The organism is Candidatus Methylomirabilota bacterium, from assembly GCA_036002485.1.
Classification (GTDB): Bacteria; Methylomirabilota; Methylomirabilia; order Rokubacteriales; family CSP1-6; genus AR37.
The window spans coordinates 1-26737 of the sequence record DASYTI010000069.1; the positions used below are offsets into that span (position 1 = coordinate 1).

Consider the following 26737-nt stretch of genomic DNA (forward strand, 5'->3'; position numbering starts at 1 on the left):
GCGCCCCCGCCCGACCCCTGCTATCCCCCCGGCCGCCCTCTCCCGCAGGCGCCCCCGCCCCTCCCGACGTCTCCAGCCCGCATGACCAAGCGGACAGATCACTTGTCAAAACCAAGCGGACATTTCACTTGTCAGCAACAGACGCTTGTGACAGACGCTTGTGACCGACCCTTCGCTCTCGGGGGGAATGAAGAAGCCGCGGCCGGCTGATCCGCGCGAACGGAAGCCGGCCGCGGCGGGGTGTCCTTAGACCTTGCGGACGTTGGCCGCCTGGAGCCCCTTCGGCCCCCTCGTCACTTCGAACTCGACCTTGTCACCCTCGGCCAGGCTCTTGAAGCCCTGGGCCTGGATGGCGCTGAAGTGCACGAACACGTCCTCGCCGTCTTCCTGGGAGATAAAGCCATACCCCTTCGCATCGTTGAACCACTTCACGCTTCCCTGAGCCATTTCTACGACCTCTCTTTGAGGCGTACCGCCTCGGTGATGCCCCGCCACCATGACGGGGGCGCCCTCCGGAATCGGAGGACAAACAAAAACGCCGCAGGACTTGAGGTCCTCGCGGCGTTGAACTCGAATCTAGCGGCTATCCGCTCGCTACTGTCCGACTACCGGGTGAACCTACAACCTGCCGCGAGGATACCGGCCCCGCGCGCGCCTGTCAAGGAATATTCAGCACCGGTACCGTGATGGGCGCCGAGCCGTTCTTCGTCCCCAGCCAGCCCGGGATGGCCATGGAGAAGCGTCCCGCCGTCCCCCCCGCCACCACCACGTGGATCTCGTCGACGGAAGGGAATTTCGGGATGAGCTCATTCGGGTCCGGCTCGCCGCCCTTGGCGAATCGAAGATTGGTGCCCTCGCCATTGTCGGGATCGGGGATGAGGGTCCGATAGGGCGCGCGTACCGTCTCGAAGAGATGGCGCTTGAGATCGGCCTTGCTCCATCCGTCATCGGCCAAGGTGCGCGCGTGCTCGGGGCCGACGGCGAGCATGGTGTGCGAGTAGAGGGGAAAGTGCTTGATGTTCCACAGGCCGCTCATGGACCAGCCGAGGGAGCCCGCGAGGCTTCGCGCGGTGCGGCTCGCGTGATCCGAGATCCCGTGCGGCGCTTCTCCCGCGAAGACGGTGACGGCGCTCTCGCCGCGGGCGAGGCCTCGCTCGACATGATACGGGGGCCAGGGGCTCGCCTCTTCGTGTTCGCCGATGCAGTAGGTGTAGCGTCCGGGGTGGCCGAAGGTGGACATGGATGTCTCGCCAGGCTTGGCCCCCCCGACATTGATCATGACCAGGCGGAGGGCCCGGCCTATGGTCGCGTTGGCGCGGTAGCCGGGGCCGAACACCCCGAAGGAGCAATTGAGTCCGATCCGCTCGCGGATCGGCCCGTTCACGACGATGAGGGGCGCCGAGAAGTGGGTGGAGGTGGACATGCCGTGCAGATTGAAGGCGGGATCGCACGCGGCCGCCACGGCCGCCAGCACGACGGGAAAGTACTCAGGCCGGCAGCCCGCCATCACGGCGTTGGTGGCGACCTTCTCCACGGTGGCGCGGCCGTAGTTCGGCGGGACTTCGCCGACGAGATCTTCGCGGGCGCGTGTCGTACCCGCCAGCATCCGATCGACGCGCTCGCGCGTGGGCGGGATGACGGGCAGGCCATCTGTCACGCCCTTGTCGAACCACCTCTCGAACTCGTCCATGTCGGGCGTCATCTGGATTGTCGTGCGGATGCGGGCCGCGCCATCGTGACACACTTCGCGAGGCCACGCGAGACGGGTGCTCGGCCTGCCCTCGAACGCGCAGGCGGCGCGGGCCAAACTCAAGTAGCCGAAAAGATTGAGGGCTTTCAAGGAGCTCGACTCGATCCCATCCGGGTCGGGCCTGATGCTCGCCATCCTCTTGGAAACATGCGGTAATCTTGTCCTCGTCAACTCGGAAGTGCTAGACTCGCGAAGAGGTCGTTTCATATCGAATCGGAGCAACCAGATGGGAGCGCACCCATGCTACTGAGCTTCCTCGCCGGGCTTTTCTCCAATGACCTCGCCATCGACCTCGGAACGGCCAACACGCTGGTCTATGTCCGTGGCGAAGGGATCGTCATGAACGAGCCCTCCATCGTGGCCATCCACTCGTCCGATCACTCCGTGCTGGCCGTCGGCCACGAAGCGAAGGCGATGATGGGACGCACCCCCGGAAACATCCAGGCCATCCGCCCGCTCAAGGACGGCGTCATCGCCGACTTCGACGTGACGGAGAAGATGCTCCACTATTTCATCAGCAAGGTGCACCGGCGCCGCACTCTCGTGCATCCGCGCATCGTGATCGGCGTGCCCTCCGGCATTACCCAGGTCGAGAAGCGAGCCGTGCGCGATTCGGCCATGCAGGCGGGGGCGCGCGAGGTGTACCTGATCGAGGAGCCGATGGCTGCGGCCATCGGGGCGGGGCTGCCCATCCAGGAGCCCGGCGGCAACATGATCGTGGACATGGGCGGAGGCACCACGGAAGTGGCGGTGATTTCCCTCTCCGGCATCGTCTACTCGAAGTCGGTGCGCATCGCCGGCGACGAGATGGACGAGGCCATCGTCCAGTACATCCGGAAGCACTACAACCTCCTCGTGGGCGAGCGTCGCGCGGAGGAGATCAAGATCAAGCTGGGCTCGGCCTATCCCATGGCGGGCGAGCGGGCCACCATGGAGGTCAAGGGTCGCGACCTCATCGACGGGATCCCCAAGACCATCGTGGTCACCGACGAGGAGATCCGGGAGGCGCTGCGGGAGCCTGTCATGGCCATCGTCGACACGGTGCGCACGTGCCTCGAACGGACACCGCCCGAGCTGGCGGCCGACATCGTGGACAAGGGCATCGTGCTGACGGGCGGGGGGGCGCTGCTGCGCGGGCTCGACCTTCTCCTGCGACAGGAAACGGACCTGCCGATCACCGTGGGCGACGAGCCGCTGTCCTGTGTCGCCCTCGGCACCGGCAAGGTCCTCGACGAGCTGGAGCTCCTCAAGAAGGTCGCGATCCCCGCGTAGCACGGCCGCGATCTCGCGGCGGCTACGGTTCGGTCGTGGGCCTGGGTGGCATCGTGTGAGATTTGGGAGATACTCGCTGCTCATCGCCGTCCTGCTGACGTCCCTCCTGCTGTTGACCGTGCAGACGAGGGGCGTGGGGCCGACCCGCGCGGGCGACCTCGTGGCCCTCGCCCTCACTCCCGTGCAGAACCTCCTCACCAAGGTTCACCGTGGCGCCCTCTCCGTCTGGACGGCCTATGCCGACTGGAAGGCGGTCCGCGCCGAGAACCTCTCCCTTCACGCCGAGAACGAACGCCTCCGCATCGAGGCGCTCCAGGCGCGCGAGACCGATCAGGAGAACCGTCGCCTACGGCGGCTCGCCACGCTCCGCGAGCGCCTGCCCCTGACCACCCTGGGCGGGGAGATCATCGGGCGAGAAGGCGGCGGTTGGGCGCGTTCCCTCACCGTAAATCGCGGCCGCGCCGACGGCGTCGCCCAGCAGATGCCCGTGATCGTCCCCGACGGCCTCGTGGGACGCGTCGTCCAGGTGCGGGCGGGGGCATCCGTCGTCCAGCTCCTCACTGATCCCACCTCGACGGTGGGGGCCGTCGTGCAGCGTACCCGCACCGCCGGTCTCGTCGAGGGAGAGCCGGGCGGAGGGCTGCGCTTCAAGTTCATGGCGCGTGATGGCGCCGGGGTGGCCGCGGGGGACCTCATCGTGACCTCGGGGCTGGGCACGCTGTTCCCGAAGGGCATCCCCGTGGGGCGGGTGACGGCCATCGAAGACAAGGGTTCGGCCCTCTTCCACTTTGCCGTGCTCGTGCCCGCCGTGGACTTTGCCCGTGTCGAGGAGGTGCTATTGCTCACCGGCCAGGCGAGCCATGACGTGGCCAGTCTGTTCACCCCGGACGGCTAGCCGGTGCGCCTCTCTCTCCTGTTGATGACCTTCGGCGGTACCCTGGCGCAGTCGAGTGTGGTGCCCTCGCTGGCCGTGGTCGGCGTCACCCCCGACCTGCCGCTCATCCTGACCGCCCTCCTGGCTCTCAGACGCGGCCCCGAGGCGGCCTGCCTCGTGGGCTTCGCCCTGGGGCTTCTCCAGGATGCGGCGGGAGGCGGCCTCATCGGAGTGCAGGCGGCCACGCTCGCCCTGACGGGCTTTGCCATGGGCCTGCTGCCTGGCCGCATCTGGGTCGATCATCCGCTCGTGCAGGTGCCCGGGCTGGTTCTGCTCACCGTCGCCGAAGGGCTCCTGCGCTTCGGCTTGCTGCAGCTTTTCCACTTTCCGGCGGCCCTCGGCGACTTGCTGATGCATGTCATCCTGCCCCAGGCCCTGTACAACGGGTTCCTCGCCTCCGCCTTCCTCCTCGCCGTCGAGGCGGCCCACGCGCTTCGACGGTGGCAGCCGTGGATCTGAACACCGAGTCCGCGGCCAAGCGGGAGGCCTGGCGGCGGCGTGTCCTGGCCCTCGCCGCCGTGGTCGGCGTGGCCTTTGTCGGGCTCCTGGGCCAGCTCTGGTATCTCCAGGTTCTCGAGGGCGGCAAGCTCCAGGAGCTCTCCGATAGGAACCGGATCCGTATCCGCCCCGTGGCGGCGCCGCGCGGCATTCTCTTCGACCGGCGCGGTCTCGCCCTCGTGGACAATCGCCCCGCCTTCACCCTTTCGCTCATCCCGCGCGAGATGGAGGACCGCGGGACGGTCCTGGCCAGGCTCTCCGTGCTCCTCAAGATTCCGCTCCGGGAGCTGGAGGAGGGGCTCGAGCGCGTGCCCCCCGACTCCATCCGGCCCGTCCGGATGCGGCGAGGTCTCTCGCTCGACGAGGTGACTCGCGTCGAGGAGCTGAAGCTCGAGCTGCCGGGCGTGGTCATCGAGGTGGAACCGCAGCGGGTCTATCCCACGAGCACCTTCGCCGCGCACCTGCTCGGGTACGTGCGAGAGGTCAGCGACGAGCAGATGAAGCAGGGTCGCTACCGCCGCGGCGACATGATCGGCCAGTCGGGGCTGGAGCGGCTCCTCGACGAATACCTCCGCGGCCGGGACGGCGGCGAGCGCATCGAGGTCGACGCCCTGGGCCGCCAGGTGCAGGTCATGCGGCGAGAGGAGCCGAATCCGGGCGCCCAGGTCATCACCACCGTGGATCGGCGCATCCAGGAAGCGGCCGAGCGCGCCATGGCCGGCAAGTCCGGCGCCGTGGTCGTCCTCGACCCGCGAAATGGCGACATCCTCGCCCTGACCTCGAGTCCGGCCTTCTCGCTCGATAGCTTCACGGGCAACCTCGACCGCGAGGAGTGGCTCAAGCTCGTGCGGGACCCCCTGACCCCGCTCATGAACCGCGCCTTGCAGAGCCAGTACGCGCCGGGCTCCGTCTTCAAGATCATGGTGGCGGCGGCGGGGCTGCAGGAAGGCACGCTCACGCCCATGGACCGCACGTACTGCAACGGCCAGTTCCACCTCGGCCAGTGGACCTTCAAGGACTGGAAGGAGGGCGGCCACGGCCACGTGGACACGCGCGCTGCGCTCATCCACTCCTGCAATATCTTCTTCTACCAGGCGGGTCTCAAGGTCGGGCCCGAGGCCATCGCCCGGTATGCCCAGGCCTTCGGTCTCGGCACCTCCACCGGCGTGGATCTGGCCGGCGAGAAACCGGGTCTCGTGCCCTTTCGGACGGGGAAGCGGCGCGCGGACGGGCGCCCGTGGCAGGCGGGCGACACCGTCAACATGTCGATAGGTCAGGGCCAGCTGCTCGTCACGCCTCTCCAGGTTGCCCGGATGATGGCGGCCGTGGCCAATGGCGGCATCCTCTGGCAGCCGCGCCTCGTGCAGCGCGTGGAGCGGGTGGACGGCTCCACGGCCTATGCGACCTCGAGCAAGATGACGGGGCACGTCGATCTCTCGCCCGTGGTGCTGGCCTTCCTGCGTCACGCCCTGTCCGGCGTGGTCAATGAGGGCGGCACGGGCGCGGCGGCGCGAATCCCCGGGATCGAGGTCGCGGGCAAGACGGGTACGGCGCAGAGCGTGGCGAAGAGCGACAGCGCCAAGGGACAGGACCATGCCTGGTTCGCCTCCTTCGCGCCCGCGCACGACCCCGAAGTCGTGGTCGTGGTCCTCGTCGAGCGGGGCGGCAAAGGAGGGCAGGTGGCCGCCCCCATCGCGCACCAGATCTACCGGGCAATCTTCCTCGAGAAGGTCGCCATGGTCACCCTCGGCATCGACGGATGATCCCGCGTTTCGACCGTCGCCTCCTGCGAAATGTCGACTGGCCGCTTCTCGGCGCCGCCCTGGTCCTGGTCACCCTCAGCGTGGTGTGTCTCTCGAATCTCGGGGTGGGCCGCGGCGGCCCCGCTCTGGCCTGGCGTCAGCTCGTCTGGGTAGGGGTGGGGCTCGTCGCCCTGCTCGTCCTCGCCGCAGTCGACTACCGGAACCTCGTGCGAGCGGCTCCGGCGCTCTACCTGCTTGGGGTCGCCCTCCTCGTCGTCGTCTTCGTGCTGGGCCGCACCGTCTCCGGGGCCCGGCGGTGGATCCATCTGGGGCCGATCACGTTCCAGCCCTCCGAGCTCTTCAAGATCATCTTCATCGTCACTCTGGCGTGGGCGCTGACGTGGCGGCGCGGCGCCCAGCTGACGACGCGCGGAACGCTGGGCTGGACGCTGGCCCTCGTGGCCGTGCCGTTCGTGCTCGTGGTCCGTCAACCCGATCTTGGCACCGCGCTCGTGCTCGTGCCCGTCCTTGCCGCCATCCTGGTGGGGATGGGCCTGCGCCTGCGCATTCTGGGCGGGCTGGCCGCGGCCGCGGTGGCCGTGATGCCGCTCTGCTGGCTGGTGCTCAAGCCCTATCAGCGCGATCGTCTGCTCGTCTACCTCGATCCGTTCCGCGATCCGCTCGGAACGGCGTACAATGTGATTCAGGCGAAGATCGCCATTGGTTCTGGCCAGCTCCTGGGCAAAGGTATCAGCGGCGCCACGCAGAGCCGCCTGGCCTTTCTTCCGGAGCGCCATACGGATTTCATTTTTGCCGTGTTCGCCGAGATGTGGGGGTTCATCGGCTGTCTGGTGCTGGTCCTGGCCTACGGGCTCCTGATCCTTCGGGGCTTCGAGATCGCGCTGAGCGCGCGGGAGGCGCGCGGGCGCATCGTGGCGCTGGGCGTGACGGCGCTGTTCGCCGCCCAGACGCTCGTCAACCTGGGCATGGTCACGGGCCTCTTGCCCGTCGTGGGCATCCCGTTGCCGCTGATGAGCTACGGCGGCTCGTCCATGGTCGTGTCCTTCATGGCCCTGGGACTCCTTCTCTCGGTACGAATGCGGCAGTTCCAGTAACCGGGCCCGCCGCGAGGCGGGTCGCGAATCGCACCTCGGGGGCCTCCGCCCCTGAACTGGGGACTGCTGCCGTGGGAAAGCGGATCGTCGTCAATGCCGGTGTGACGGAAACCCGTCTCGCCGTGCAGGATGGAACGCAGCTCGTGGAGCTGTACGTGGAGCGCGCTGGTCGACGCTCCATCGTGGGCAACATCTACAAGGGCATCGTCACCAATGTCCTGCCCGGGATGCAGGCCGCCTTCGTCGACATCGGCCTCCAGAAGGACGCTTTTCTCTATGCCGGCGACTACACGGCGAGCCGCGCGGAGGATCCGCGCGCCGTCCTGCCCGAGAGCGAGTCCGAGGGCGAGCCGGAAAGCGAGGAAGACGCCGACCTCGACGAGGGCGAGGGCGCCGCGGGCGCGAACGGACACCGCGAGGCCACGCGGCGCGAGACGGCGGTGCCCATCGAGGACATGCTACGCAAGGGTCAGGAGATCCTCGTCCAGGTCTCCAAGGAATCCCTCGGCACCAAGGGCGCGCGCATCACCTCGTTCGTCTCTCTCCCCGGACGCTACATCGTGTACATGCCGCAATCAGGGCACGTGGGTGTCTCTCGGCGCATCCACGACGACGCCGAGCGGGAGCGGCTCCGGGGCATCGTCAAGTCGCTGCCCCCGCCGCCGGGCGGCTTCATCGTCCGCACCGTCGCCGAAGGCAAGGAGGCCCAGGAGATCGCGGCCGATATCGAGTTCCTCACCCGCCTCTGGGGCCAGGTGCAGAGCCGCTTCGAGTCCGCGAGGGCGCCCTCCCTCCTCCACGAGGAGATGGACTTGACCTTCCGCGTGGTTCGCGATCTCTTCTCCGCGGATGTGGAGGAGTTTCTCGTCGACACCTCGGCCGCCTACGAGAAGTGCCTGCACTTCGCCGAGTCCCTGGTGCCCCAGCTGGCCTCCCGGGTCAAGCTCTGGGAGGAGCCCGCGCCGATCTTCGAGGCCACGGGCATCGAGAAGGAGATCGACAAGGCCCTGCGCCGGCGCGTGTGGCTCAAGTCCGGCGGCTACATCGTCATCGACCACACGGAGGCCCTCGTCGCCATCGACGTCAACACGGGGAAGTACGTGGGCAAGCGCGACTTCGAGGAGACCGTGCTCAAGATCAACCTCGAGGCCGCGGTGGAGGTCATGCGTCAGATCCGTCTGCGCGACCTGGGCGGCATCATCATCATCGATTTCATCGACATGGAGCGGGCGGAGCATCGCGATCAGGTGTACGCGGCCCTCATGAAGACGCTCGTCGACGACAAGGCGCGCACCAATGTGCTCGAGATCTCGGAGCTCGGGCTCGTGGAGATGACGCGCAAGCGCGTGCGCAAGGGGCTGCAATCGCTGCTCACGGTGTCCTGCCCGACCTGCAAGGGCAGTGGGGTGGTCCGGTCGGATCCTACCCTCTCGGCCGAACTCTTCCGCAAAGTCCAGGCGGCCGTCCGCGAGGCGCCGGGGCGCGAGGTGGTGATCCGCGCCCATCCCGAGCTCGTGCGTCATCTCGAGGCCGACGAGCGCGAGGGGCTCGAGCGGCTGCAGACGGCCATCGACCGCAAGGTCACCGTCCAGGCCGTGCCCTCCTACCAGCGCGAGCAGTACGACTTCGCCTTCCGGTAGCGGGAAGCCGCCCGTCGCCTGAAGTCAGAAGAGGAGCAGAACCCATGACGGTGGCCATGCCGCTCATACCCACGACCGTGTGCGGCAGCCACGGTCTGCCCTCCTGGATCCATCTGGTTCGCGAGGCCGCGCAAGCCGACCGCCTCGGCCCCATCGATCTCCAGGAGGCGTACGAGGACGCCGTGCGCCTGGCCATCCGCGACCAGGTCGAAGCCGGGGTGGACGTGATCTCCGACGGCGAGATGCGCCGGGTCACTTTCATCCGCGGGTTCTACGATCGGCTGCAGGGCCTCCGGGCCCTGCCCGTGCCGCGCCGCCTGGGCCCGCCCAACTACGACGCGCACTGCCCGTACGAAGTGGTCGATCGCATCAGCGCCCCGCGGGGACTCGGCATCGTGGAGGAGTTCCGCTTCGCTCGCCCGTACGCCGACCGGCCCATGCGCGTGGCGGTGCCCGGCCCCATCACCCTGCTCATCCCGCTGCGGCGGGGCGGCCCCTATGCCTCCGAGGACAGCCTGATCGCCGATCTGATCGCGGTGGTCAATGCCGAGATCAAGGCTCTGGTGGCCGCGGGCTGCGACTTCATCCAGGTGGACGAGCCCAACTACGTCATGACCGCGGGCAAGCATCGCGTCCTCAAGGGTGAGGCGGGGCCCATGGTCTCGGCTCTCAATGCCACCCTCGAGGGGGTCCGCGCGAAGATCGCGCTCCACGTGTGCTTCGGCAACGCCCACAACAATTCATTCGCCACGCCGCGGCGCTACCGGCCCCTCTTTCCCGCTTTGCTCGAGGCGCGCGTGCAGCAGTTCGTCTTCGAGTATGCGAACCGCGAGATGAGCGAGCTCGAGCTGTGGAGCGAGTTCCCGAGCGAGGCCGAGGTCGCCGTGGGAGTCATCGACGTCAAGGCCTTTCGCGTGGAGACGGCCGAGGAGGTCGCGGAGCGCGCGCGGCTGGCCCTCAAGCACGTGCCCGCGGAGCGCCTCTGGCTCGTGCCCGACTGCGGTCTCTGGGAGACGCCGCGGTGGGTCGGCGTGTCCAAGCTGCGCTCGATGGTCGAGGCCGCGCGGGTGCTCCGGCGCGAGCTGGGTCGCGCGTGACTCGCCCGTCGCGCATCAGCCGCGCGCGGGTGCTCGACCTCCTGCGGCTGGCCGCGCGGAAAGGCGACCGGGGCGCCCTCACCCTCGCGCTCGAGCAGATGAAGACCCTCGCGTACACGCCCCGCTACTGGGACAGGTACCTGGACCTGCTCGTGCATCCCATGGCCCGGCTCGCCGATCTGCTCGTGATCAAGCAAGGCGACAAGATCGCTCATCAGAAGGGCTGGACCCGTCCCAAGCGCGAGCGCGCGAAGCCGGCGACGAAAGCGCCTCGGAGCAGGCGCGCCACCGGGCGCAGGCGTCCAGCCGCCGCGAGCCAGCCCTCCCTGTTTCCCGACTTCTGAGCCTCCCAGGCGGCTGAAAGAGGCCCATCTCAGGGAGTGCGGCGCCCTCGGCCGCAGGTTCAACGTACAGAGAGTACGCCTGCCCTGCGGATCAACTCAGCCCTCGTCTCGCGTCGGCCAGGGGCCGCCGCTCAACTCGAACGGCGGGGCGCCGCCACGCATCTGGGCCTTTTTGAGCCGCCTGCGGTAGCGCCCGGAGACTTGCCGTGGTAGCCTACCCCCGTAGGGTATATGGCCATGAGCTGGAAAGCTCGCGTGGGAGTGCTACTGGGAGTGGCCGCAGCGGCGATAGCGCTCGTCGCGCTCCTGCCGCCCCTGGCCCAGGATCCCGCCTACCATCGCTTTGCCGACACGCGCAGGCTCTGGGGCGTCCCTCATGGTCTCGACGTCTGGTCCAACCTCGCCTTTCCCCTCGTCGGCCTCTGGGGGCTGGTCCGCGTGGCGTCGGCACCATCCGGGGGGCCGACCGGTCCGTTCCGCGAGTCCCGCGAGCGCTGGCCCTATGTGGTGGTGTGCGCCGGCGTTGCCCTCACGGGGCTGGGTTCGGCCTGGTATCACGCGGCTCCCGACAATGCGCGGCTCGTCTGGGACAGGCTGCCCATGACGCTGGTCTTCATGGGCATGCTGGCCGGGGTGTTCGCCGAGCGCGTCAGCGTGACCGCGGGGCTTCTCCTCCTGCCCCCGTTCCTGGCCGCGGGCCTGGCCAGCATCGCCTACTGGCACGCGAGCGAGGCGGCGGGGAGGGGTGATCTCAGACCGTATGTGCTGGTCCAGTTCCTCCCGGCTCTGGCCATTCCGCTGATGCTCTGGCTGTTCCCGGCCCGCTACAGTCGCGGGGGAGACATCGTGGTCGTCCTCCTCATCTACGGAGTGGGCAAGCTCTTCGAAGTCCTCGACGGCCGGATCTTCGCGCTAGGCCGCCTGGTGAGCGGACATACTCTCAAGCACCTGATGGCGGCCCTGGCGTGCTGGTGGCTGATTTGGGGCACCATGGCCCGGCGCCCTTCGAGACTTTCGAGCTGAGGGGCGGCCGAGCTGCCGAAGGCACGAGCGCCCCGAGGCGAGTGCTGAAGAGGACAGTTTCGAGCTGAGGGGCGGCCGAGCTGCCGAAGGCACGAGCGCCCCGAGGCGAGTGCTCGAAGAGGACACTTTCGAGCTGAGGGGCGGCCGAGCGGCCGCCGCACCAGCGACAAGGAGACACGATGATCGACGATGAGAGCAAGGCCAAGACTCTCGGGCGCCTGCGCCGGATCGAGGGACAGGTGCAGGGCATACAGCGCATGGTCGAAGAGGACAAGTACTGCGTGGACATCCTCCTCCAGCTCACGGCGGTGCAGGGCGCCGTCGAGCAGGTGCAGCGTCTGATTCTCGGCCGCCACATCGAGTCCTGTGTCGCCGACGCCATACGCTCGGGCACGGCCCGGGACCGGCAGAAGAAGGTGGACGAGCTCCTCGAGGTCTTCTCGCGTTTCGGCGGGCGCTGAGCCGTGGCGGCGCCCGAGAGCAAGACGCGAGTCGACTTTCCCGTCCAGGGCATGCACTGCGCGGCCTGCGTCGGCAAGGTGGAGCGGGCATTGCGAGCGGTCTCGGGAGTCGAGGAGGCCAATGCCAACCTGGCCACCGGGCGCGCCACGGTATGGGCGCGGCCGGAGGCCGCTCAACTTCCTGCCCTGCGACGCGCCGTCGAGGGCGCCGGCTACGCGGTGCCCGAGGAGATCGCCCGGACGCCCGAATCCGAGGACCGCGAGCGCGCGGCCCGCGCCACCCTGGACCGGAGCCTCCGCGCCAAGGCCCTGATCGGCGCGGCCCTTTCCCTGCCCGTTCTCCTCGGGAGCATGCGTGAGATCTTCACGTGGGCTCCGGCCTGGCTCGGAAATCCCTGGCTGCTCTGGCTCCTGACCACGCCCGTCCAGTTCTGGGTGGGCGGGCAATTTCACGCGGGCTTCGTGCGTGATCTCCGCCGTCGCTCCGCGAGCATGGACACGCTGGTCTCGCTCGGCACCAATGCCGCGTATTTCTTCAGCGTGGCGGTGACCCTGTGGCCGCACGCCTTCATGGCCGCGGGGGCCATGCACTACTTCGAGGTGTCCGCGCTCCTCATGACCTTCCTGGTGACCGGGCGCTGGCTGGAGGCGCGCGCGCGTGGAGGCACCTCCGAGGCCATCCGCCGCCTCATGGACCTCTCGCCCCGAACCGCGCGCGTGCTCCGCGAGGGGCGGGAGCTGGATCTGCCCGTGGCGCAGATCGCGGTGGGCGATACGGTGCGCATCAGGCCGGGGGAGCGCGTTCCCGTGGACGGCCTCGTCATCGAGGGCGCCTCGAGCGTGGATGAGTCCATGCTCACGGGCGAGAGCCTGCCCGTGGAAAAGCGATCGGGATCGAGCGTGGTGGGCGGGTCGGTCAACCGAACGGGCAGCGTGACCTTCCGGGCCACCCGGGTGGGCTCCGACACCGTGCTCGCGCGGATCATTCGGCTCGTCGAGGAGGCGCAGGGCTCCAAGGCCCCGATACAACGAATCGCCGATCAGGTGGCGGCCGTCTTCGTGCCCGTGGTGCTCGTGGTCGCGGGCGTGACCTTCGGGGCCTGGGTCTGGCTCGGACCTGAGCCGGCCTTGGTCCGGGCGATCTCGAGCGCCGTGGGAGTGCTGGTCATCGCCTGTCCCTGTGCCATGGGTCTCGCCACGCCCACGGCCGTCATGGTGGGCACGGGCAGGGGCGCCGAGCTCGGCGTGCTGATCCGGAGCGCGGCGGCTCTCGAGCTGCTCGACAAGGTCGAGATCGTGGTCTTCGACAAGACCGGCACGCTCACCGTGGGCAAGCCGGCGGTGACGGACGTGGTGCCCGCGCTAGGACGGGAGGAGAGCGATGTGCTCGCGCCCGCCGCCGCGGTCGAGCAGGGCTCCGAGCATCCGCTCGGTGAAGCTATCGTGGACGAGGCGAAACGACGCGGGTTGGCCCTGCCGCCCCTGACCGGATTTCGCGCGCTGCCCGGGTTCGGCGTGGAGGCCGAGGATGCCGCGGGGCGCATCGTCCTCGGCCACGCCCGGTTCATGATGGCCCGGGGGATCGACGTCACCGCCCTGGAGCCCCGGGCGCGGGAGCTGGCGGCGGCGGGGAAGACCACGGTCTTCGTGGCCGCAGCCGGCAACCTCCTGGGACTGGTCGCCGTCGCGGACCGGCTCAAGCCCGAGGCGCGGGCGGCGGTGGCGGCGCTCAAGACCCTGGGAATCGACGTGGTCATGCTGACGGGCGATGCGCGGTCGACCGCCGAGGCCATCGCGCGCGAGGCGGGAATCGAGCGGGTGCTCGCCGACGTGCTGCCCGACGGCAAGGCCGCCGAGATCAAGCGGCTTCAAGAGGACGGCCGTCCGGTGGCCATGGTCGGCGACGGGATCAACGATGCGCCGGCCCTGGCCCAGGCCGCGGTGGGCATCGCCATGGGCTCGGGCACCGACGTGGCGATGGAGGCGGCCGACGTCACTCTCATGAGGGGGAATCTCCTCGGAGTGGTGACGGCTGTGCTGCTCTCGCGGCAGACGATCCGGATCATCCGGGAGAACCTCGCCTGGGCATTCGGCTACAATCTCCTCCTGGTGCCGGTGGCGGCGGGCGCGCTCTATCCGCTCTGGGGGGTCACGCTCTCGCCGATTCTGGCCGGACTCGCCATGGCGCTCTCATCGGTGTCGGTGGTCGCGAACAGCCTCCGGCTGCGCCGGTTCACCCCGGGGCCGCTCGGCCCCGCCTCATGATCGGCTCGGCCTTCCTCCAAGGACGCGACCGCTACGAGCGGGTGGTGGAAGCGTGGGTGGACAATACCCACGACGACGCTTTCACCCACACGGTGCAAGTACACGACGAGTCCTTCGGCGTCGAGCTCAGCGCCGTGTGTACGCCGTCTCCGGGCTACGAGGTGCGCGAGGCCCGCGCTCGCGCGCTCACGGACGGGACGGATGCGGCGGGGGCCTCGCGGCTCGCCGAGCTCCGCGGCGCGCGGATGGTGGCGGGCTTCGCTCGACGCGTAGCCGAGCTGGCCGGCTCGGGTCCCGGCGCGAGCCTCTCGGTGGAGGCGGGCGTCGAGATCGCCCGGCTCGCGCGGCAGGTCGCCAAGCTTCCGCGCGAGGCAACCGCGGGTGTGGCCACGGGCGGTCCGCGGGCGTGCTGGGACCTCGACACGAGAAGCTGGATCGATCTGCCCGACTCGTGCTTCACGTATAGCCGGGCGGGTCATGCCCTGCTCCAGGAACGTGAGGTGACCACGCCCATCGTGGCCGAGCTCTACAGTCCGCTCCCCGGCGCCTCGCGCGTGTTCGTCCGCAAGAGAGTCCTGCGGCTCGTGCGCACGGGCCCGCGGCTCCACTGCTTCCACTCCATGCACGACAATGTCCACGGCTTCGACATCCACTACGAGATCGACGTCGACTCCGGCCGCATCGCCGCCGCCGACTCGATCACCTCGCGGCTTCCGTACCAGGGCATATGCACGGAGCCCCAGGGCAAGATCGCGGCGCTCCGAGGAGAGACGGTGGACGCGGGCCTGCGCAAGCGAATGCAGGCGCTGATCGGCGGCCCCGCGGGCTGCGCGCAGCTTTTCGATTTGACGGCGGATCTGCTGAAGCTCCTGAGCGTGTAGTCCGGGGGAGGCCATGGACATCAAGACAGACACGGACTCATTGCCCACCGCCGACGGTCTCATGCCCACGTACATCTGCCGGCCGGCCACGGGAGGTCCACACCCGGCCGTCATCGTGGTCATGGAGGCCTTCGGGCTCAACGCCCACATCAAGGACGTGACAGAGCGGATCGCCCGCGAGGGCTACGTGACGATCGCGCCCGATTTCTTCTACCGCTTCGGCAGCCCCATCGTGCCGTACGGCGAGGTGTCGCGCGCCATCGGCTATATCCAGCAGCTCGACGACGCCGCCCTCATGGCCGAGATGGGCGTGGTCATGCAGCACCTCAGGTCTCTCGCCGAAGTGCGCGGCGATCGGATCGGGATCACGGGCTTCTGTATGGGCGGTCGCATCGCCTTTCTCACGGCGTGCCGGCATCCCGCCGCCGTCAAAGTCGCCATTGCCTTCTATGGCGGCGGAATTGCCGCCGACACGCCGGCCGCCCCCCTCAACGACGCGCCGCGCATCCAGTGTCCCGTCCTCTGCTTCTTTGGCGAGGCCGACCGCATGATTCCGATGGACCAGGTGCGCCGGCTCGAGGAAACGCTCAGGCGGCTCAAGAAGACTGCCGAGATCAAGGTGTACGCGGGGGCCGGACACGGCTTCTTCTGCGATGACCGGCCTTCCTATCATCCTGACGCGGCGGCCAGCGCCTGGAGCCTGACCAGCCTCTGGCTGTCTAAATATTTGAATTAGCTGTTCGTTCTGACCAAGCGTTGACAGGTCTAGAACTCTCGCTTAGCCTTGTACTGACCGTTTGGTACAAATTCCTCAGGTGAGCGATCCCGGTGGGGGGGGCGATGCCGCAGGTGCTCGCGGAAACGAAGAGCGCGAAGGGCGCGGCCACGAAAGACCAGATCCTGGACGCGGCGAGCCGCCTCATCCATCTTCAGGGCTATCACTGCACCTCGCTGGACGACGTGCTGAGGGAGAGCGGGGTAGGCAAGGGCAACTTCTACTACTACTTCCGGAGCAAGGAAGAGCTTGGCTATGCCATCATCGAGCGCCTCGTCACGGTCTTCCTCGCGAGAACACTCGAGCCGGCCTTTGCCGATCCCCACGCCGACGCCATGCCTCAGATCGAGGGATTCCTCGACCGCGTGCTCGCCAATCAGCGTGAGCGGAACTGTGTGGGCGGCTGTCCCATGGGCAATCTCGCCTCCGAGCTGTCGGACGTGCACGAGGGATTCAGGCAGCGGCTGGCCTTGATCTTCGCGGAGTGGCGACGCACGCTCACCGAGACATTGGCGCGGGGCCAGGCTCGAGGGCAGCTGCGGGCCGACTGCAATCCGGAGCGCGCCGCGCATTTCCTGGTGGCTGCCCTCGAGGGTGCCATCCTCATGACCAAGGTGACCAAGGACATCGGGGTCATGGAGAAATGCGTGGATGAGCTGAAGCAGCATCTGACCCTGTATGCCCGGTCTTGATCTGACGATGAGTGGACGTGCCCGAGCGGGCACCGGAGAGATTCGATGACGACGCCCCCGGCGGAGGCGATGGCCGAGCCCGAAAAGCAGACCCCCACCGGTACCGTGCGCGTCGATCGCGACGCCGCGCTCGTGGAGGGACTGCGCCGCGGTGATCAGGACGCGCCCGAGCACCTGCTCGAGACGTATGGCGACCGCGTCTATCGCCTGGCCATTCGCATCACCGGCAATGAGCAGGACGCCGAGGAGGTGGTTCAGGACGCTCTCTGGACCGCGACGAGGAAGATCGATACCTTCAAGGGCGAGTCGGCCTTTGGCAGCTGGGTATACCGGATCACCGCCAATGCCGCCTACCAGAAGCTGCGCACGCGGCGGGGCCGGCGACAGGAAGTGTCCTGGGACGCTCTCTCCCCTGGCGTCGACGAGCAGCGCCCCTACCTCGAGCCCGTGGCCGATTGGTCCGGTAAGGTCGAGGAGCCCGCCCTGCAGGCCGAGCTGCGGACCGTGTTGACCGCGGCCATCAATGATCTGCCCACGGACTATCGAACCGCATTCCTCATGCATGACGTCGAGGGGCTCTCGAATCCTGAGATCGCCGAGACCCTGCACATCAGCCTGCCCGCCGTGAAGTCTCGCGTACATCGCTCGCGGCTCTTCCTTCGCGAGCGCCTGGCCCGCTACCTCGAAGCCGCCTGACGAGGCCTCACCGCCGCGGCTAAGGTGCCGTCATGCTTGACTTTCGCGCCCCGGGTATGGTTTGATGAGCGCTCGCGACAATCCAATTCAGGCTATCCATTAAAGAGAGTGAAGAGGGAGAAGGACCCCACATGGAAGCGGTGATCGCTACAGGCGGGAAGCAATACCGGGTCGCCCCGGGGCAAGTCATCAAGGTCGAGCGGCTGGGCAAGCCCGCGGGCGCCCCGGTCGAGTTCGACCAGGTGCTGCTCGTCACCAAAGACGGGCAGGTGACGGCCGAACCCCAGGCGTTGACCGGGGCGAAGGTCACGGGCGAGGTCGTCTCGGAGAAGAAGGGCGCCAAGGTCCTCGTGGTCAAGTTCAAGCGGCGGAAAAATTACCGGCGGAAGCGCGGGCACCGGCAGATCATGACGGCCGTCCGCATAATCAAGATCGAGGCATAGGGACATGGCGCACAAGAAGGGCGTGGGCAGCTCTCGCAACGGCCGCGATTCTAATGCCCAGCGGCTGGGCGTCAAACGCTTCGGCGGGCAGTTCGTGACCGCGGGCAGCATCATCGTGCGGCAGCGGGGCACCCGGTTCAAGCCAGGGACCAATGTGGGCCTCGGCACGGACCACACGCTGTTCGCCACCTCGGACGGCTACGTCCGCTTCGAGCGCAAGGGCGACGACAAGTACGTCAGCATCGCCCAGCAGCCCGCCTGACCTCACCCGGGGCACCCCGGGACCTCCGATGTTCGTCGATGAGATCGATGTCTTCGTCAAGGGCGGCGACGGCGGAGCGGGCTGCGTGAGCTTTCGCCGCGAGGCCTATGTCCCGCGCGGCGGACCCGACGGCGGTGACGGCGGCGACGGCGGAAGCATCGTCCTCGAAGCAGACCCGGCCATCACCACGCTCCTCGATTTCCACTACCAGCGCCACTACACGGCGGAGCGCGGCCAGCACGGCAAGGGCTCGACCAAGCACGGCGCCTCCGGCGAGGACACGATCTTGCGGGTGCCACTCGGCACCGTGGTCTCCGATCGCGCCACGGGCGAGCAGCTGGGCGATCTCACGTCGGGGGGCCAGCGCGTGATGGTGGCGAGGGGCGCGCGGGGCGGCCGGGGCAATGCCCGCTTCGTCAGCTCGACCAACCGGGCTCCGCGCCGCGCCGACCTCGGGCGCCCCGGCGAAGAACGCTGGATCCATCTCGAGCTCAAGCTCCTGGCCGATGTTGGCGTGATCGGCTTTCCCAACGCCGGCAAGTCCACGCTGGTCTCGCGGCTGTCGGCCGCCAAGCCCAAGATCGCGGACTATCCGTTCACCACGCTGCAGCCGACCCTCGGCATCGTGCGGGTCGACGATGATCGTACCTTCGTGATCGCCGACCTGCCCGGGCTCATCGCGGGAGCGGCCGAGGGCAAAGGCCTGGGCATCCGTTTCCTGCGCCACACCGAGCGAACGCGCGTGCTCGTCCACCTGGTCGATCTCGATCCCGGCCTCGAGCGCGATCCCGTCGAGGACTGGCAGGCCATCCAGCGGGAGCTTGCCGAGTATTCGGCCGAGCTCGCGGCGCGGCCCCAGATCGTGGTGGGCAGCAAAGCCGAGCTGCCGGGCACCGAGGAGCGGCGGGCCGCGCTCGAGCGCTTTTGCCGCGCCGAGGGGCTGTCCTTCCACGCGATCTCGTCGGTCACCGGACTGGGGCTGCCCGCGCTCCTGCGCGATATCAGCCGGCTGCTCTCGAGCGGGACATGGGCGCGCGCCGGGCGCTGACCAAGGCGCGCCGGCTCGTGATCAAGGTCGGGAGCGGCCTGATCACGAGCCGCGGAGAAGGTCTGGACGGCCAGCGCCTAGGGCTGCTCGCCACCGACATCGCTGCTCTCGTGGCCGATCGCCGCGAGGTCGCGCTCGTCTCCTCGGGCGCCATCGTGGCCGGCTCGGCGCGGCTGGGACTCTCTCGTGGACCCCGCTCCATTCCCGAGAAGCAGGCGGCCGCCGCCGTGGGCCAGTCCTCCCTCATGTGGCACTACGAGCAGGCCTTCAAGCGGCACGGCATCAAGGTCGGCCAGGTGCTGCTCACGGGCCAGGACATCAGCGATCGCAGCCGCTATCTCAACGCGCGCAACACGCTCCTGGCCCTGCTCGAGTTCGGCGTGCTGCCTATCGTGAACGAGAACGACACCGTGGCCGTCGACGAGATCAAGGTGGGCGACAACGACAACCTGGCCGCCCTGGTGGCGCACTTGATCGACGCGGAGCTCCTCGTGCTCCTGACCGATGTGGACGGTCTCTACACGGGCGATCCGCGTCGCGATCCCACGGCCCGGCGTCTGGAGACCGTGGAGGCCGTGACGGAGGAGGTTCAGGGCTTCGTCTTCGACGAGGCGGGGCGCGTCTCCGTGGGCGGCATGAGCACCAAGCTCGAGGCGGCGCAGAAGGCTGCCGCCTCCGGCATCGGCATGGTGATCGCCAGTGGCCGCGAGCCGGGCACCCTGGGGCGCCTGATGCGCGGCGAGCCCGTGGGCACCTATTTCTTGCCTCGCGAGGACCGCCTGGCCGCGCGGAAGCGCTGGATCGCCTTCGCGGTGCCCCCCCAGGGCCGGCTCATGGTTGACGCGGGCGCGCGGAAGGCCTTAACTGAGAGGGGCAAGAGCCTGCTGCCCTCGGGCCTCGTAGCCGTCGAGGGCGACTTCAGCGCGGGCGAGGTCGTGGCGCTCGCCGAGCCCGACGGCCAGGAGTTCGCGCGGGGGCTCGTCAACTACGACGCCGGGGAGCTGCGCAAGATCCAGGGCGCCAAGACGGGCGAGATCGAGAAGGCCCTGGGCTACAAGGGGCTGGCCGAAGTCATCCACCGGGACAACCTGGTGGTCCTGGCCGGCCCGGGAGGATGCTGATCGTGGATACGGCGGCGCACGTCACCGGCAAGGCGCGGGCGGCGAAGGAAGCGGCCCGCGTGCTCGCTCTCGCCTCGACCCGGACCAAGGATGAGGGGCTCCAGCAGATGGCCCGCGGCCTCGAGGAGAAGACGGCCGCGATCATCGAGGCCAATCGCGCCGACCTCGAGCGCGGCCGCGCGGCGGGACGGACCCGCGCCTTTCTCGATCGGCTGACCCTCACCGATGCGCGCATCGCCGACATGGCGGGGGGCTTGCGCCAGATCGCGGCCCTCCCGGATCCGGTGGGGGAGACGGTGGACGCGTGGCGCCGGCCCAACGGCATGGAGATCGCGCGGGTGCGTGTCCCTCTCGGCGTCATCGGGTTCATCTACGAGTCCCGGCCCAATGTGACGGCCGACGCCGCCGGGCTCTGTCTCAAGTCGGGCAATGCCGTGCTGCTGCGCGGGGGGAGCGAGGCCCTCGAGTCCAATACCGCCATCACCCAGGTGCTGGCCAAGGCGGTGGAGAAGGCGGGCCTGCCCGCCGAGGTCGTGCAGGTCGTGGACACCGCCGATCGCGCGGCCGTGATGAGCATGCTCACCCTCGACCGCTACATCGATCTCATCATCCCGCGCGGCGGGGAGGAGTTCGTCCGTCTGGTCGCCGAGCGAGCCACCGTGCCCGTCCTCAAGCACGACCGGGGCCTGTGTCACGTCTACGTGGACGAGAGCGCGGATCTGGACATGGCGGTGGCCATCACGGTGAACGCCAAGGCGCAACGCGTGAGCGTGTGCAATGCCGCGGAGACGCTCCTCGTCCACGCGGGAGTGGCGGAGCGCTTCCTGCCCGCGGTGGCCGCCCGGCTCGAGGCCGCGGGCGTCGAGCTGCGGGGGTGCGAGCGCACCCGGGCTCTGGTGCCCGGGGCGCGGCCGGCCGCCGAGAGCGACTGGGACACGGAGTATCTCGACTACATCCTGGCCGTTCGCGTGGTCGAGAGCTTCGACGAGGCCGTGGCCCATATCCGGCGTCACGGCTCGGGGCTCGCGGAGGCGATCGTGACTTCCGATCTCCGTCGCGCGCGCCGCTTCACCCACGAGGTCGACGCGGCGGCCGTGGTCGTCAACGCCTCTACGCGTCTGGTCGACGGCTCACAGTTCGGCATGGGCGCCGAGATGGGGATCTCGACCTCGCGGCTGCACGCGCGGGGGCCCGTGGGCGTCCGGGAGCTGACCACCACGAAGTTCATCGTCATGGGTGACGGCCAGGTGCGGGAGTAGCGTCGCCGGTGCCCACGGTCGGCGTTTTCGGGGGCTCCTTCAACCCGATCCACTTCGGACACCTCCTGCTCGCCGACGACATCTGCGAAGCCCTCCGCCTCGACCGGATCCTGTTCGTGCCCGCGGCCCAGCCGCCCCACAAGCCCGCCGCCGAGCTCGCGGCGGTCGAGCATCGCTATCGGATGACGGCCCTCGCCGTGAACGAGCATCCGCGCTTCGCCGTCTCCGACCTCGAGCTGCGCCGCTCCGGCCCGTCGTATACGGTGGACACCCTCACGGCCCTGGCCCCCGAGGGTGAGCTCTTCCTGCTCATTGGCTCGGAGACGTTCCTCGACCTGCTCAGCTGGCGGGAGCCGCGCCAGGTCGCGCGGCTCGCCCGCCTCGTGGTGGTGCCGCGCACGGGGGCCGACTTCGATCCCGACGCGCCAGCCGCCCAGAAGGTGCTCGCCGAGCTCGGGCTCGCCGCTTTCGGGGCGTCCGGCGGACCGATTCTCCATCATGCGGCCTCGCTGCCCATCTCGGGCTCCGACCTGCGCCGGCGGGCTCGCGAAGGACGCAGCCTGGCCTATCGCATGCCGGAAGCGGTGGCCGCCTACATCCGCGGGCACGGCCTCTACGGGCCAGGAGCCTGATGGCCGCCCTCACCGCGGAAGCCACCGCGCGCCTGGCCGCCCAAGCCGCCCTCGACAAGAACGCCGAGAATCTGGTGGTGCTCGACCTGCAGGGCCTGTCGACGGTGGCGGACTTCTTCATCGTGTGCAGTGCGCGCTCGACCACGCAGGCGGACACCATCGTGGACGCCGTGCGCGCGGCCCTCAAGGCCGCGGGCTCGCGACCCCGCCACCAGGAAGGCGGCGCGGCGAGCGGGTGGGTGCTCCTGGATTACGTGGACGTGATCGTCCACGTCTTTCTCGAGGAGACTCGCCAGTTCTACGCGCTCGAGCGCCTGTGGGGAGATGCGCCGCTGCTCTCGGTCGAGGTGGGCGCGCGTCCGCGCGATTGATTTCCCTGGGAGGGCATGGTAGCCTTCGCGTCTAATTCCGGCGGATCGCCCGCCGTGTCGTGGAGGAGACAGTGATGAAGAAGGATCGTGTCGCCCAGTTCCGGAAGAAGCTGGAGGAAAAGCACCGTCAGCTCGTCGAGGAAGTCGGCAAGAACGTGCTCTACGGCAAGGGCCCCGATGACGATTCGACGAAGGACCTCGGGGACCAGGCCGCCACGTCCTATAACCGGGAGTTTCTGTTCGAGCTCGGCAACGGCACCCAGCGGCTCCTGAAAGAGGTCGTCTCCGCGCTGCAGAAGCTCGATGATGGCAGGTACGGGGATTGCGAGCGCTGCGGCGAGGCCATCGCGGACAAGCGCCTCGAGGCGCTGCCCTTCGCCCGCTACTGCATAGACTGTCAGCGGGCCGTCGAAGAAGAAGAGCGCACGGCCGCGGGGTAGAGCGGCACCTTCGCCCACTGCCGTGTCAGTCCGCTCCGGCGTCTTCGTCGCACTGGCGTTCGGGGCGGCCGTCGCCTATCTGGGCTCCTTGAACGCCACCCGCGTCCGGGTCGCCCTGTCCTCGGATTGGGCCTGGGACGTCCCCCTCGTGGCGCTGGTGGTCGGCACCTTTGTCGCCGGCGCCGCCCTCGCCTTCGTGTTCGGGCTCGCGCGGGATCTCCGCCGTACCTACGTGGACTATCAGCGCACCCGCGACGCGCGGCGGGCCGAATCGCTCACGGAGCTCTACCACCGCGGCGTGGACGCCCAGCTCTCCGGTCGCCCGGAGGCGGCGACCCAGGCCTACGGCGAGCTGCTGAAACGGTCCCCCGATCACGCGCAGGCGCACGCCCGGCTCGGGGAGATGGCGCTCGAGCGTGGAGACGTCCAGGGCGCCCTCGTGCACCATCTCGATGCCCTCCGCACCGACGAGCGCCCCGAGATCGTGCTCGCCGCCGCCGAGGACTATCGGCGCACCGGCCGGCCCGACGATGCCGCCGCCATGCTCGAGCGCCTCCTCGTCGAGGCGCCGGAGCACCTGACCGCGCTGCGCGCGCTTCGGGACCTGAGCGCCGAGCGCGGCGACTGGAGGCGCGCCCTCCAGGCTCAGGAGCGCGTGGCCGCCGCGGCTGGCCCCGCCGAGCGGGCCCAGGAGCAATCCTGGCTGGCGGGCATCCACTATGAGCTCGGCCGGTCGCTCCTGGGTCAAGGGCAGATACCGCCCGCCATGGCCCGCTTCCGCGAGGCCTTGCGCGCGGAGCCTGATTTCCTGCCCGCCACTGTCGCGCTTGGCGACGCGCATCTGCGTGCCGGGGACAGCCGCGAGGCGCTCCGCGTCTGGGAGCGCGGGCTCGAGGCGAATCCCGCGCTGCCGCTCTTGACCCGCGTCGAGCAGCTCTACCGTGACGGAGGCCGGCCCACTCGGATGATCGCCCTGTACCAGGATGCGAGCGCCCGTGCCCCTGAGAGCCTGGCCCTCGCCTTCGCCCTCGGCCGCGTCTATTTCGAGCTCGCCATGCTCGACGAGGCGGCCGACCAGTTCCAGAAGGTGGAGGTGCGCGCCCCGGACCTGCCAGGCCTGCACGCCTATCTGGGCGCTATCTTCGAGCGCCGGGGACAGCCGGCGGACGCCCTGGCGGAGTACCGCCGGGCCCTCCAGGCCACCGGCACGTTCGAGTGGCCGCACCGCTGCGCCCTGTGCGGCGCGGAGCACGGCCTCTGGATGGAGCGGTGCCCGTCGTGCCGGCGCTGGAACACGTCGCGCCCATAGGTAGCTCGGAGAGGGGCTCCGCCCCCCTTCCGAAGCCTCCCCCCGACGCAGGGCGAGCCGCAGGACGTCGTGGGCGCGGGGCGAGTCGCAGCACCGCCCGGGGGCTGGGGCCCCCAGGTGCGAGGCGAGCGAGATGATAGTCGCCCCGCCGTCCGAGGCGAGCAATCTGAGCACTACGCCGGCGAAGCCGGCGCTCGAAGCGGAACACCCCTTCTCGCGAGGGCACGGTAATTACTTGAACAGACCCCTAGCCGGCGCCGAAGCGTCGACGGGCGGCGTCCGGCCTTGGCTCACGGCCGCGCTCGACCTGCTCTTTCCGCCTTTCTGTCCCGTGTGCCACGCGGCGCTTGGTGCCGGCCGCCGCGATCCCCTCTGCGGGGCATGCTGGCAAGCCCTCGAGCGCATCGCGCCTCCGTGGTGCCGTCGCTGCGGCCAGCCTCTCTCGATCGAAGGGCTTTGCGGGGAATGCCGGACGCGCCGGAGGGCGTTCGCGTATGCGCGGGCGGCGGTGCGTTATGGGCCCATTGCGCGCGAGGCGCTTCACGCCTTCAAGTTCGGCGGCCGCCGGGCCCTCGCGGCCCCGCTCGCCGATCTGCTCACGGGGCTTGGCCTGAGAGCCTTGCCGGGAGCCGCGCCCGATCTCCTGGTGCCGGTACCGCTTCACGCGCGTCGCGAGCGAGAACGTGGCTACAACCAGTCGGCCCTCCTCGCCAAGCGCCTCGGGCGGGGCTGGGGCGTGCCCGTTGCCACCGATGCCCTGGGCCGAGCACTGGCGACCGCGCCCCAATCCGACCTCGACGCCGCGGCGCGCCGCAAGAACGTTCGGGGCGCCTTCACCGTGCTCAGGCCCGAGCTGGTCGTCGGCCGCCACGTGCTGCTCGTCGACGACATCCTGACCACGGGAGCCACGGTGGGGGAATGCGCGCGCTGCCTGACCAGCGCGGGCGCCGCCGCGGTGGGCGTGCTGACGGTGGCCCGCGTCGACTGACCGACACTGGGTCAATTTGCTTCGCCAGATTGATTCAGCCCTCGCCTCGCGGCCGGGCCGCTCAGCTCGAACTGCCACGTTGCGAGCGGGCCGGCAACCAGTCAATTCAGCCCTCGCCTCGTGGCTGCGCCCCTCAGCTCGAACTGCCACGTACGTTCAATTCAGCCCTCGCCTCGTGGCTGCGCCCCTCAGCTCGAACACCCACGTACGCCTCGGGCTGCCGGCCCGCTGGCGCGTGGCCGTTCGAGCTGAGGGCGCAGCCCGAGGCGAGAGCTGAGTTGATCTGGCTCGCAACTTGCCCCAGTGCCTGCGCCCAAACTGACCCACTACCGACTGACCTGCGAGCTTGCGCCCCCCCGCGCTTGGCCCCTATAATCAGGGTCCCAGTAGGGCGGAAGTCATCGCCAATCCTCGGTTATCACCATCTAAGGAGTCCATCATGGGTGTGCGAGTCGGCGTCAACGGATTCGGGCGTATCGGCCGGGTCTTCTTCCGCGCGGCGCTCACGGCGCCGGAGCTCGAGGTGGTCGCCGTCAATGACCTGGCCGACGCCAAGACCCTGGCCCACCTGCTCAAGTACGACTCGGTGCACGGCATCCTAGACGCCGAGGTCACCCACAAGGGCGAGGCCATCTTCGTCAACGGCCGCGAGGTGCGGGTCTGCTCGGCCAAGGACCCCGCCGCCCTGCCCTGGAGCGAGCTCGGCGTGGACATCGTGGTCGAGTCCACGGGGGTCTTCCGGGACAAGGCGACCACGACCAAGCACCTGCAGGCCGGGGCCAAGAAGGTGGTAATCACGGCGCCCGCCAAGGACCCGGACATCACCATCGTCCTGGGGGTCAACGAGCAGAAGTACGATCCCGCCCGCCATGAGCTCGTGTCGAATGCCTCCTGCACGACCAACTGCCTCGCCACCGTGGCCAAGGTCCTGCTCGACAATTTCGGCATCAAGCGGGGCTTCGCGTCCACCGTGCATTCCTACACCAATGACCAACCCATCCACGATTTCCCGCACAAGGACCTCCGCCGGGCGCGCGCCGGCGCAGTGAGCATGATTCCCACGACCACGGGCGCGGCCACCGCGGTGGGGCTCGTCCTGCCCGAGCTCAAGGGCAAGCTCGACGGGCTCGCCATCCGCGTGCCCACCGCCAATGTCTCCGTGGTGGACCTGACCGCGGAGCTCGAGAAGCCGGCGAGCGCCCAGGCGGTCAACGACGCCTTCCGGGCCGCGGCGAGTGGGCCTCTGCGCGGCATTCTCGACGCCACGGACGAGGAGCTCGTCTCCGTGGACTTCAACGGCAACCCGCATTCCTCCATCGTCGACCTGGCGTCCACGGCGGTCATCGACGGCAGCATGGTCAAGGTGCTCGCCTGGTACGACAACGAGTGGGGCTACTCGAATCGGGTGAAGGATCTTATCCGGTACATGTCGAAGTCGCTCTAGTGCCGGGCCAACTGACTTCGCCAGACCTACTCAGCTCTCGCCTCGCGGGCCTGCCGCTTGGCTCGCACCGCCACGTTCTCGGTCGGCAGCAACCCTCAACGTACGAGTCACTCAGCCCTCGGCTCGGGCCTGCGTCCCTCACCTCGAAGGGTCACGTACGCCTCGGGCTGCTGCCTCCCTCGGGCGTGGTAGTTCGAGCTGAGGGGCGAAGCGCCGAGGCGAGGGCTGAGTTGAA

General features: G+C 69.0%; 28 protein-coding genes. 26 read left to right on the forward strand and 2 right to left on the reverse strand.

Features of this window, described 5'->3' with window-relative positions:
- Nucleotides 1–246: 246 nt before the first annotated feature.
- On the reverse strand, nt 247–447 hold the full coding sequence (locus VGT00_07480; protein ID HEV8531239.1) for a cold-shock protein: 201 nt from the start codon (nt 445–447) through the stop codon (nt 247–249).
- 211 nt (nt 448–658) lie between these two features.
- A complete protein-coding gene (locus tag VGT00_07485; GenBank protein ID HEV8531240.1) occupies nt 659–1702 on the reverse strand; it encodes a hypothetical protein in 1044 nt (347 codons plus the stop codon).
- Between the two features lie 288 nt (nt 1703–1990).
- Between VGT00_07485 and VGT00_07490 the strand changes: the two genes are divergently transcribed.
- The 26 genes from VGT00_07490 (at nt 1991) to gap (ending at nt 26502) form a co-directional block, all read left to right on the forward strand.
- Nucleotides 1991–3022 (forward strand): rod shape-determining protein, encoded by a 1032-nt coding sequence (locus tag VGT00_07490; protein HEV8531241.1) that lies wholly within the window; start codon nt 1991–1993, stop codon nt 3020–3022.
- A 55-nt stretch (nt 3023–3077) separates the two neighbouring features.
- Nucleotides 3078–3917 (forward strand): rod shape-determining protein MreC, encoded by an 840-nt coding sequence (mreC, locus tag VGT00_07495; protein ID HEV8531242.1) that lies wholly within the window; start codon nt 3078–3080, stop codon nt 3915–3917.
- A 3-nt stretch (nt 3918–3920) separates the two neighbouring features.
- The gene (mreD, locus tag VGT00_07500) at nt 3921–4415 is read left to right on the forward strand and encodes a rod shape-determining protein MreD (protein HEV8531243.1); all 495 of its coding nucleotides are present in this window, start codon (nt 3921–3923) and stop codon (nt 4413–4415) included.
- Complete coding sequence (gene mrdA / locus VGT00_07505; protein ID HEV8531244.1) at nt 4406–6217, forward strand: penicillin-binding protein 2; 1812 nt, start codon at nt 4406–4408, stop codon at nt 6215–6217. The genes mreD and mrdA overlap by 10 nt, the downstream gene beginning before the upstream one ends.
- On the forward strand, nt 6214–7311 hold the full coding sequence (gene rodA / locus VGT00_07510) for a rod shape-determining protein RodA (GenBank protein ID HEV8531245.1): 1098 nt from the start codon (nt 6214–6216) through the stop codon (nt 7309–7311). The genes mrdA and rodA overlap by 4 nt, the downstream gene beginning before the upstream one ends.
- A gap of 71 nt (nt 7312–7382) precedes the next feature.
- On the forward strand, nt 7383–8951 hold the full coding sequence (locus VGT00_07515; GenBank protein ID HEV8531246.1) for an Rne/Rng family ribonuclease: 1569 nt from the start codon (nt 7383–7385) through the stop codon (nt 8949–8951).
- Nucleotides 8952–8995: 44 nt separating this feature from the next.
- A complete protein-coding gene (locus tag VGT00_07520; protein ID HEV8531247.1) occupies nt 8996–10048 on the forward strand; it encodes a cobalamin-independent methionine synthase II family protein in 1053 nt (350 codons plus the stop codon).
- Nucleotides 10045–10392 (forward strand): hypothetical protein, encoded by a 348-nt coding sequence (locus VGT00_07525; GenBank protein ID HEV8531248.1) that lies wholly within the window; start codon nt 10045–10047, stop codon nt 10390–10392. The genes VGT00_07520 and VGT00_07525 overlap by 4 nt, the downstream gene beginning before the upstream one ends.
- Nucleotides 10393–10629: 237 nt before the next feature.
- The gene (locus tag VGT00_07530; protein ID HEV8531249.1) at nt 10630–11415 is read left to right on the forward strand and encodes an alkaline phytoceramidase; all 786 of its coding nucleotides are present in this window, start codon (nt 10630–10632) and stop codon (nt 11413–11415) included.
- 179 nt (nt 11416–11594) lie between these two features.
- Nucleotides 11595–11876: a metal-sensitive transcriptional regulator gene (locus VGT00_07535; protein ID HEV8531250.1), complete on the forward strand. Its 282-nt coding sequence runs from the start codon at nt 11595–11597 to the stop codon at nt 11874–11876.
- A 3-nt stretch (nt 11877–11879) separates the two neighbouring features.
- A complete protein-coding gene (locus VGT00_07540) occupies nt 11880–14141 on the forward strand; it encodes a heavy metal translocating P-type ATPase (GenBank protein HEV8531251.1) in 2262 nt (753 codons plus the stop codon).
- Nucleotides 14138–15022 carry a DUF2889 domain-containing protein gene (locus VGT00_07545; GenBank protein ID HEV8531252.1) on the forward strand — a complete coding sequence of 295 codons (885 nt, stop codon included), beginning with the start codon at nt 14138–14140 and terminating at the stop codon, nt 15020–15022. Before VGT00_07540 ends, VGT00_07545 begins: the two co-directional genes overlap by 4 nt.
- A 13-nt stretch (nt 15023–15035) precedes the next feature.
- Nucleotides 15036–15758: a dienelactone hydrolase family protein gene (locus VGT00_07550; GenBank protein HEV8531253.1), complete on the forward strand. Its 723-nt coding sequence runs from the start codon at nt 15036–15038 to the stop codon at nt 15756–15758.
- 104 nt (nt 15759–15862) lie between these two features.
- Nucleotides 15863–16489, forward strand: a complete 627-nt coding sequence (locus VGT00_07555; GenBank protein HEV8531254.1) for a TetR family transcriptional regulator C-terminal domain-containing protein — start codon at nt 15863–15865, stop codon at nt 16487–16489.
- 45 nt (nt 16490–16534) lie between these two features.
- A complete protein-coding gene (locus VGT00_07560; protein HEV8531255.1) occupies nt 16535–17185 on the forward strand; it encodes an RNA polymerase sigma factor in 651 nt (216 codons plus the stop codon).
- Nucleotides 17186–17316: 131 nt separating this feature from the next.
- Nucleotides 17317–17628 (forward strand): 50S ribosomal protein L21, encoded by a 312-nt coding sequence (gene rplU, locus VGT00_07565; GenBank protein ID HEV8531256.1) that lies wholly within the window; start codon nt 17317–17319, stop codon nt 17626–17628.
- A 4-nt stretch (nt 17629–17632) separates the two neighbouring features.
- Nucleotides 17633–17890 carry a 50S ribosomal protein L27 gene (gene rpmA, locus VGT00_07570; protein HEV8531257.1) on the forward strand — a complete coding sequence of 86 codons (258 nt, stop codon included), beginning with the start codon at nt 17633–17635 and terminating at the stop codon, nt 17888–17890.
- A 28-nt stretch (nt 17891–17918) separates the two neighbouring features.
- A complete protein-coding gene (gene obgE / locus VGT00_07575) occupies nt 17919–18938 on the forward strand; it encodes a GTPase ObgE (protein HEV8531258.1) in 1020 nt (339 codons plus the stop codon).
- Entirely contained in the window at nt 18917–20059 is a 1143-nt protein-coding gene (proB, locus tag VGT00_07580) for a glutamate 5-kinase (GenBank protein ID HEV8531259.1), read from the forward strand. Before obgE ends, proB begins: the two co-directional genes overlap by 22 nt.
- Nucleotides 20053–21318 (forward strand): glutamate-5-semialdehyde dehydrogenase, encoded by a 1266-nt coding sequence (locus VGT00_07585; protein HEV8531260.1) that lies wholly within the window; start codon nt 20053–20055, stop codon nt 21316–21318. Before proB ends, VGT00_07585 begins: the two co-directional genes overlap by 7 nt.
- Nucleotides 21319–21326: 8 nt before the next feature.
- The gene (nadD, locus tag VGT00_07590; protein HEV8531261.1) at nt 21327–21950 is read left to right on the forward strand and encodes a nicotinate-nucleotide adenylyltransferase; all 624 of its coding nucleotides are present in this window, start codon (nt 21327–21329) and stop codon (nt 21948–21950) included.
- Complete coding sequence (gene rsfS, locus VGT00_07595; protein HEV8531262.1) at nt 21950–22321, forward strand: ribosome silencing factor; 372 nt, start codon at nt 21950–21952, stop codon at nt 22319–22321. Before nadD ends, rsfS begins: the two co-directional genes overlap by 1 nt.
- Nucleotides 22322–22395: 74 nt before the next feature.
- Complete coding sequence (locus VGT00_07600) at nt 22396–22761, forward strand: TraR/DksA family transcriptional regulator (GenBank protein ID HEV8531263.1); 366 nt, start codon at nt 22396–22398, stop codon at nt 22759–22761.
- A gap of 22 nt (nt 22762–22783) precedes the next feature.
- Nucleotides 22784–24070 (forward strand): tetratricopeptide repeat protein, encoded by a 1287-nt coding sequence (locus tag VGT00_07605; protein ID HEV8531264.1) that lies wholly within the window; start codon nt 22784–22786, stop codon nt 24068–24070.
- 508 nt (nt 24071–24578) lie between these two features.
- Nucleotides 24579–25058: a ComF family protein gene (locus VGT00_07610; protein HEV8531265.1), complete on the forward strand. Its 480-nt coding sequence runs from the start codon at nt 24579–24581 to the stop codon at nt 25056–25058.
- Between the two features lie 439 nt (nt 25059–25497).
- Complete coding sequence (gene gap, locus VGT00_07615) at nt 25498–26502, forward strand: type I glyceraldehyde-3-phosphate dehydrogenase (GenBank protein HEV8531266.1); 1005 nt, start codon at nt 25498–25500, stop codon at nt 26500–26502.
- Nucleotides 26503–26737 lie beyond the last annotated feature (235 nt).